7 protein-coding genes (1 of these 7 only partly in view) are annotated in these 7,500 nt (G+C 38.2%); all 7 read right to left on the bottom strand.

Going from position 1 to position 7,500, the window contains the following annotated elements; all coding sequences use genetic code 11:
- Positions 1-941 carry the start of a DNA gyrase subunit A gene (gene gyrA, locus F7984_RS00035; protein ID WP_066109750.1) on the bottom strand. 1,612 nt of this gene lie to the left of the window's left edge, so the window shows 941 of its 2,553 coding nt (coding positions 1-941); its start codon is at positions 939-941; the stop codon falls past the left edge of the window.
- A gap of 147 nt (positions 942-1,088) precedes the next feature.
- Positions 1,089-3,011, bottom strand: a complete 1,923-nt coding sequence (gene gyrB / locus F7984_RS00030) for a DNA topoisomerase (ATP-hydrolyzing) subunit B (protein ID WP_066109747.1) — start codon at positions 3,009-3,011, stop codon at positions 1,089-1,091.
- A gap of 57 nt (positions 3,012-3,068) precedes the next feature.
- Positions 3,069-3,305, bottom strand: coding sequence for an extracellular matrix regulator RemB (remB, locus tag F7984_RS00025; RefSeq protein WP_066109744.1), 237 nt, complete (start codon positions 3,303-3,305; stop codon positions 3,069-3,071).
- Between the two features lie 10 nt (positions 3,306-3,315).
- Complete coding sequence (gene recF / locus F7984_RS00020) at positions 3,316-4,434, bottom strand: DNA replication/repair protein RecF (protein WP_066109741.1); 1,119 nt, start codon at positions 4,432-4,434, stop codon at positions 3,316-3,318.
- An 18-nt stretch (positions 4,435-4,452) separates the two neighbouring features.
- Positions 4,453-4,668 (bottom strand): S4 domain-containing protein YaaA, encoded by a 216-nt coding sequence (yaaA, locus tag F7984_RS00015; RefSeq protein ID WP_066109738.1) that lies wholly within the window; start codon positions 4,666-4,668, stop codon positions 4,453-4,455.
- Positions 4,669-4,782: 114 nt separating this feature from the next.
- Positions 4,783-5,916 carry a DNA polymerase III subunit beta gene (gene dnaN, locus F7984_RS00010; protein WP_066109733.1) on the bottom strand — a complete coding sequence of 378 codons (1,134 nt, stop codon included), beginning with the start codon at positions 5,914-5,916 and terminating at the stop codon, positions 4,783-4,785.
- Positions 5,917-6,124: 208 nt separating this feature from the next.
- A complete protein-coding gene (gene dnaA / locus F7984_RS00005) occupies positions 6,125-7,477 on the bottom strand; it encodes a chromosomal replication initiator protein DnaA (protein WP_066109730.1) in 1,353 nt (450 codons plus the stop codon).
- Positions 7,478-7,500: the final 23 nt, after the last annotated feature.

Below are 7,500 nucleotides of genomic sequence, written 5' to 3'. Positions count from 1 at the left end.
TTTGCATTCGTGTCTCTTCTTAATTCAATTACGATACGCATACCATTACGGTCTGACTCATCCCGTAAATCTGTAATACCTTCAATTTTCTTGTCACGTACCAAGTCTGCAATACGTTCAACCAGTTTGGCTTTGTTCACTTGGTATGGAAGTTCCGTTACAATAATGACCTGTTTACCGTTTTGTTTCTCTTCAATAAACGATCTTGCCCTTAACGTGATGGAACCACGACCAGTTTCATAAGCTTTACGAATACCGCTTCTTCCTAAAATTTGACCTGCAGTTGGAAAGTCCGGACCCGGAATAATTTCCATCAATTCCTGTATGGAGATCTCAGGGTCTTTACTTAAAGCAAGCACACCATCAATGACCTCTCCTAACTGATGTGGAGGAATATTCGTAGCCATACCAACCGCAATTCCAGAAGAGCCATTTACAAGCAGGTTAGGAAAACGTGATGGAAGTACCACTGGTTCCTTTTCTGAACCATCGTAGTTGTCTCGGTAATCGATTGTATCCTTGTTTAAGTCTCTAACTAACTCCATTGATATTTTTGACATACGGGCTTCTGTATAACGCATTGCCGCAGCTGAATCACCATCAACAGATCCAAAGTTACCATGCCCCTCAACCAGCATATATCTAAGGTTGAAATCCTGAGCCATACGGACCATCGTGTCGTAGACTGCCGTATCACCATGAGGATGGTATTTACCGATAACTTCACCAACGATACGTGCCGATTTCTTAAATGCTTTATCCGACGTCATACCTAAATCATTCATAGCGTACAATACACGCCTATGCACAGGCTTCAACCCATCACGAACATCCGGAAGTGCTCTGGCTACGATAACACTCATAGCATAATCCAAGAATGATGTTCGCATTTCCTGACTTATATTTATTTCTTTAACCCTCGAGTTTTCCATTTCCGCCATGGAATTACCTCCTCTTATCCGCAAAATCCAGTTATACATGTAAAAAGACAGGATAGATGTTGTCTATCCTGCAGAAAAGATGTATGGATCGCTATTCCCCAATTCAATAACAATCCCATTGAAGTCATACTTAAAAATCAATCGAATTTATATATCTAGATTCTTAACTTGTAACGCATTTTCTTCAATGAAATTCCGACGCGGTTCGACTTTGTCGCCCATAAGCATTTCAAAGGTTTCATCTGCATCGATTGCATCTTCTAGACTAACCTGCAACAATGTTCTGTGCTCCGGATCCATCGTTGTATCCCATAACTGTGTTGCATTCATTTCACCCAAACCTTTATAACGCTGTAGACCAGGTTTTGGCTGGCTAGGGAGCTCACTCATAATACTTTCCAGCTCTCGATCATTATAAGCATACATTATACGCTTGCCTTGCTGTATTTTGTATAACGGTGGCTGAGCAATATAGATATAACCATTTTCAATAATCGGTCGCATATAACGATAGAAGAACGTCAACAATAAGGTTCTGATATGGGCACCGTCGACATCGGCATCAGTCATGATGACAACTTTATGATATCGTGCCTTCGTAATATCAAAATCCTCACCAATACCAGTTCCCAGAGCTGTTACAATCATTCTGATCTCTTGATTGCCAAGAATTCTATCCAGACGCGCTTTTTCCACGTTTAGTATTTTACCGCGTAAAGGCAAAATGGCCTGGAAGTGTCGATCACGGCCAGATTTTGCCGATCCGCCAGCAGAATCACCCTCAACGATGTAAATTTCGCTAATGGATGGATCTTTTGAAGAACAGTCAGCCAATTTCCCTGGTAAGTTGGAAATCTCCAATGCACTCTTTCTTCTTGTTAGCTCTCTAGCCTTTTTGGCTGCTGCTCTCGCTCTGGCAGCCATTAATCCTTTATCGATAATTTTTCTTGCGACACTAGGATTTTCAAGCATGAATTTCTCCATTTTTTCAGAGAAAATGGAGTCAGTAATCGTTCTTGCCTCAGAGTTACCAAGTTTAGTTTTCGTTTGTCCTTCGAACTGCGGATCAGGGTGTTTGATCGATACAATCGCAGTTAGGCCTTCGCGAACATCTTCACCGGTTAAATTTTGGTCATTTTCCTTGAAAATGCCGTATTTCCTTGCATAATCATTTATTACACGAGTTAAGGCTGTTTTAAATCCAGATTCGTGTGCTCCACCTTCATAGGTATGGATATTATTAGCAAATGAATAAATATTACTTGTAAAACTATCATTGTATTGCAAAGCAACCTCAACAGAAATCCCATCTTTAGCACCCTCGACATAGATTGGTTCTTCGTGAAGTACCTCTCTCGTACGATTTAGATGTTCTACATAGGATTTAATGCCGCCTTCATAGTAATATTCATTTTCTTTACCATCTTCACGTTCATCCTTAATCGTGATTTTAATACCACGGTTTAAGAAGGCTAATTCCCTTAACCTTACCGCCAAAATCTCATATTCATATATAAGAGTTTCCGTAAAAATTTCACCATCAGGTTTAAATGTAATAGTTGTACCAGTACGATCGGATTCGCCTAAAATCTCAAGCTCGCCTTTTGGTGTACCTCTTTCAAAACGTTGAAGATGAATTTTCCCTTCACGTTCTACTTGGACAGACAATTCAGTAGACAGGGCATTAACAACTGAAGCACCCACACCATGAAGACCGCCGGAGACTTTGTAGCCTCCACCGCCAAATTTACCACCGGCATGTAAAGTTGTCATAATGACTTCTACTGCAGGACGGCCTACTTTTTCGTGTATACCAACAGGAATACCACGACCATTATCCTTAACCGTAATACTATTGTCTTTATTGATGAATACATTGATTTCATCACAATATCCTGCCAGTGCTTCATCAATACTGTTATCAACAATTTCCCAGACTAAATGGTGAAGCCCTCTGGAACTTGTGGAACCAATATACATACCAGGCCTTTTACGTACTGCCTCTAGCCCTTCAAGTATTTGTATCTGGTTTTCATCATAGGATTCTTTTTGTATTTCTTTTTGCTCCATTGTCAAACCATTTCACCTACACTTTTCATGCATTTATTTCGTATCTTATCGATTGTGTTACAACGTAGACATCTTTGCTGATTTTCTTTTCAAAGCAGTTAGTCCAATTGGTGAGAGATAGATGTGATGAACTGTAACCACAATTGATTTTGTATTACCTTCAGCCAGATCAATAACTTTATTTTCATCTAAAAATCTCTGTAATACAGGTGAATCTGTTAGCATTTTGGCATCAAGTGCCGTAACTAGTTCACTAGTCTTAATTACAGTATCATTTCCGACATGAAGATACATCTTAACCACCTCATTTCAATCTGGACATTGTTCCGCTTTTCACTTGAAAGGTTGCAGCTTCTCTCAATGTTTGATGATCGATTCCGTCTACACTTGTAGTCGTTACAAAGGTTTGTACCTTACCTTGAATGGTATTCAACAAATGCGATTGTCTGTAATCATCCAATTCAGATAGAACATCATCAAGCAAAAGAATTGGATATTCATTGATTTCTGAATGAATCAGCTCAATTTCAGCTAATTTTAAAGATAAGGCTGTTGTTCTTTGCTGGCCTTGCGACCCAAACGTTTGCACATCATGACCATTGACGAAGAATTGCAGGTCATCTCTATGTGGACCAATTAATGTTGTGCCTCGTTCTTTTTCTCTAGTACTTATTTTATCAAATTTTTCCTGAAATCTTTCTACTATTTTCGACAAGTCCATAGATTCTGATACCTCTATGGATGGTTTATATTGAATATCCAGCGTTTCTAGACCTCTAGAAATGCCTTTATGGATAGGTTTTGCCCAATTCTTAAGCAATTCAAGGAACTCAAACCTCTTTAAAAGAATTCTTGCAGCATAATGAATGAATTGGTCATTTAGAACCGCAAGCATAGCATCGTCAGCTCTTTTGCTCAGCTGTGCTTGCCTCAAAAACGCATTACGTTGATTGAGAATCTTTTGGTATTGGTTTATATCATGTAAATAAACAGGCGATACTTGTCCTATTTCCATATCTATAAAGCGTCTTCTGATTAAAGGGCTGCCCTTCACCAGGTTTAAGTCCTCCGGAGCAAACATAATCACATTCATATTGCCGATATACTGGCTCAAACGCTTTTGCTCCAAATGATTACTTTTAGCTTTTTTGCCTTTTTTGGAAATAATCAATTCCATAGGAAGAGGTCCTCTGTTTTTCAGTACTCTTCCCTCTATTTTAGCATATTCCTGGTCCCATCGAATAAGATCTTTATCATTGGAGGTGCGGTGAGATTTAGCCATGGCCAGTACATACATAGCTTCCATCACATTTGTTTTTCCTTGAGCATTTTCGCCCAGTATAACATTCACCTTATTTTCAAATTCGGCGGTCAGACTTTCATAGTTTCTATAATGTTGAAGACTAATCTTTTCAAGATACATATCTTTAGATCCTTTACTTTAATCCGTAATAATATAGGAACCGACATCCGGGATTTCAATACGGTCTCCAACCCGGAGCTTTCTGCCTCTGCGAACATCCAGTTCACCATTCACGTATACCTCATATTCTGAAAGAAACCATTTTGCGTTCCCGCCAGAGTCGATAATACTCGCTAATTTTAAAAATTGCCCGAGGGTAATATACTCGGTTTGAATACGTATTGATTCCATCATAATAATCCCACCTGTAAAAGTCTCTAAAAGTTTATTTTACTAAAAAATTTGGTTTTGCACAAAAAGAACCTGTTTCGATGCATATCCAAAAACAGGTTCTCAAAAATTTTTAAATCAATATGTTCTAACAGGCAGTATTAACTGCAGCATACTATCGTCATCTACACCTTTAAGAACAAATGGTCTCATCGCTCCAGTAAAATTAATAGTCACTTCTGTTACATTCAAGGCTTTTAGGGCATCCATCATATATTTCGCACTAAAGGATATTTTTAATTCCTCTCCCTCAATCGTTTGAGTAACAATTTCCTCAGTTACTGTACCAACCTCTGGTGTATGAGAGGAAATTTCAATATAGGAATTTCCCATTGTAGAAAGCTTAACAACATTATTTCTGCTTTCTCTCGCTAATAAAGAAGCACGATCAATGGCATGAAGAAGTTCCTTTGTATTTATTCTAACATCTGTTTTGCTTTCATTCGGTATTAATCGAGAAGTGTCTGGATAATTACCCTCTAATAATCTGGAGAAGAATAATAAATTTTTTGATTTAAACAGTACCTGATTTTCTGTAAATATAATTTTTATTTCTTCATCCGTGTCATCGAGGATTTTACTTAATTCACTTAAGCTCTTTCCAGGGACGACTACACTGTAGCTATCACCATTCCCATTAATCACCGTTTTTCTCATAGCCAAACGATGGCTATCTGTTGCAATACAGATTAATTGCCCATCTTCTATGCGCCAGTTTACACCTGTCAACACAGGGCGTGTTTCTGAGGTGGACACTGCGAAAATAGTTTGACGGATAATATTTTTTAATAAATCGATTGGCATAGAATACATATGCTGTTCTTCCATTTGAGGAAGCTGTGGATAATCTTCAGCATTTAGTCCGTTTAGTTTATATTCAGCCTTTCCTGAACGAATAATTGTTTGCAGGTGTGCATATACTTCCAAATCAACTGTGCTCTCTGGAAGTTTTTTTACGATTTCAGCAAAGAAACGAGCCGGTAAAACGATTGACCCAGACTCTTTAATTTCAACTAGTTCATTGCCTTCTTCTTCTGCTGGAATGAATGATTCAATAGAGATATCAGAATCACTTCCTGTTAAAGTGACCCCTTCTTCATTTGCTTTAATTTTTATTCCAGTAAGAATTGGTATCGTTGTACGGGTTGATACCGCTTTAAGAACATCAGTAACACTTTGGACCAGACGGTCGCGCTGAATCGTAATTTTCATAAGTAATCCTCCCAGTATGATGATTGATTTTAGATACATATTTATTAATTTATTTATAAAAATAAAAGAAGAAGTAATAGTAGGGCCTGTGGAAATGTGGATAACTCAACTATTTGACCGAAAAACAGTCTATCCACATGTGGACAGACTGTGAGTAATCTTGATAGCAACTTAATTGATTATCAACAGTTAGTAACTGCTTCGTTGATCAGTGATTGTTAAGTTTTAAAGTAATTTCCTTAATATGATCCTGTAGCTGAGAATCGATTTGTAAAAGCTTAGATATTTTTTCATGTGCATGTATAACAGTTGTATGGTCACGTCCTCCAAATTCTTCACCTATTTTGGGCAATGAAGAGTCCGTAAGCTCTCTGGACAAATACATAGCAATCTGCCTAGGGAAGGCAACTGATTTTGTCCGTTTTTTAGCTTTAAAATCATCTAATTTTACATTAAAGTATTCTCCAACTGTCCTCTGAATATCCGATATAGCGATAATTTTTGGTTTCGAATTCGGAATGATATCCTTTAGAGCTTCGGCAGCTAAGTCTGCGTTAATATCCTTATTTATTAAGGAAGAATAGGCTACCACTCTTATTAGGGCTCCTTCGAGCTCACGAATGTTGGAATCGATTTGGTTGGCTATATAAATCATAACTTCATTCGAAATATCCAGTCGTTCAGCTTTTGCTTTCTTCCGCAGGATCGCAATCCTTGTTTCGAGATCTGGTGGTGTAATATCAGTAATCAGACCCCATTCAAAACGAGACCGCAACCGATCTTCAAGAGTCGGAATCTCTTTCGGAGGACGATCACTTGAGATAACGATTTGCTTACTTTCCTCGTGGAGTGCATTAAACGTATGGAAAAATTCCTCCTGAGTCGATTCTTTTCCAGCTAAAAATTGAATATCATCAATTAGCAGTACATCGACATTCCGGTATTTATTACGGAAATCTTCAGCACGGTTATCTCGGATTGAATTAATAAATTCATTTGTAAATTTCTCGGATGACAAATAAACCACTTTAGCTGATGGGTTGTGCTCCAATACATAATGGCCGATAGCATGCATTAAATGTGTTTTACCAAGTCCAACTCCCCCATAAATAAATAGAGGATTATAGGCTTTAGCCGGAGCTTCCGCTACAGCCAAGGATGCTGCATGGGCAAAACGGTTGCCGGAACCAATAACGAAAGTATCAAAAGTATACTTTGGTATTAATAAGGTTTGAGGTATCTCATGCTGATCGTCATCTGATTTTCTAACCCTTTTGGCCGGTGCTGGTAAATCATATTCTTCTTCCCTTTGGTTGTGAGGAATAATGAATTTAACTTCCAATTGTTCGCCTGTAGTTTCGTATAAAACCTCACCTATTACATCTGAGTAACGTTCCTCTAGCCAATCTCGGGCAAACTCGTTTGGCGCAATTACTGTGAGTGTATCCTTTTTTAAAGAATAAGCTTTTGTAGACTTCAGCCAGGTTTCAAAGCTTGGCTTGCTTATTTTCTTTTCTAATATTGATAATGAGTGCTTCCATAGCTCATCTATATTTTTCACTCGTCAATCCTCCTTCAAAGAAG

This window comes from Pradoshia sp. D12 (assembly GCF_008935075.1).
Lineage (GTDB): Bacteria > Bacillota > Bacilli > Bacillales > Pradoshiaceae > Pradoshia.
The sequence above is the reverse complement of the archived record's forward strand: the minus strand, read 5'-3'. Positions and strand labels throughout refer to the sequence as shown.

Excerpts from the sequence above, each read along its gene's own strand:
- gyrB (WP_066109747.1), bottom strand. The coding sequence starts at position 3,011 with ATGGAGCAAAAAGAAATACAAAAAGAATCCTATGATGAAAACCAGATA.
- remB (WP_066109744.1), bottom strand. The coding sequence starts at position 3,305 with ATGTATCTTCATGTCGGAAATGATACTGTAATTAAGACTAGTGAACTA.
- recF (WP_066109741.1), bottom strand. The coding sequence starts at position 4,434 with ATGTATCTTGAAAAGATTAGTCTTCAACATTATAGAAACTATGAAAGT.
- yaaA (WP_066109738.1), bottom strand. The coding sequence starts at position 4,668 with ATGATGGAATCAATACGTATTCAAACCGAGTATATTACCCTCGGGCAA.
- dnaN (WP_066109733.1), bottom strand. The coding sequence starts at position 5,916 with ATGAAAATTACGATTCAGCGCGACCGTCTGGTCCAAAGTGTTACTGAT.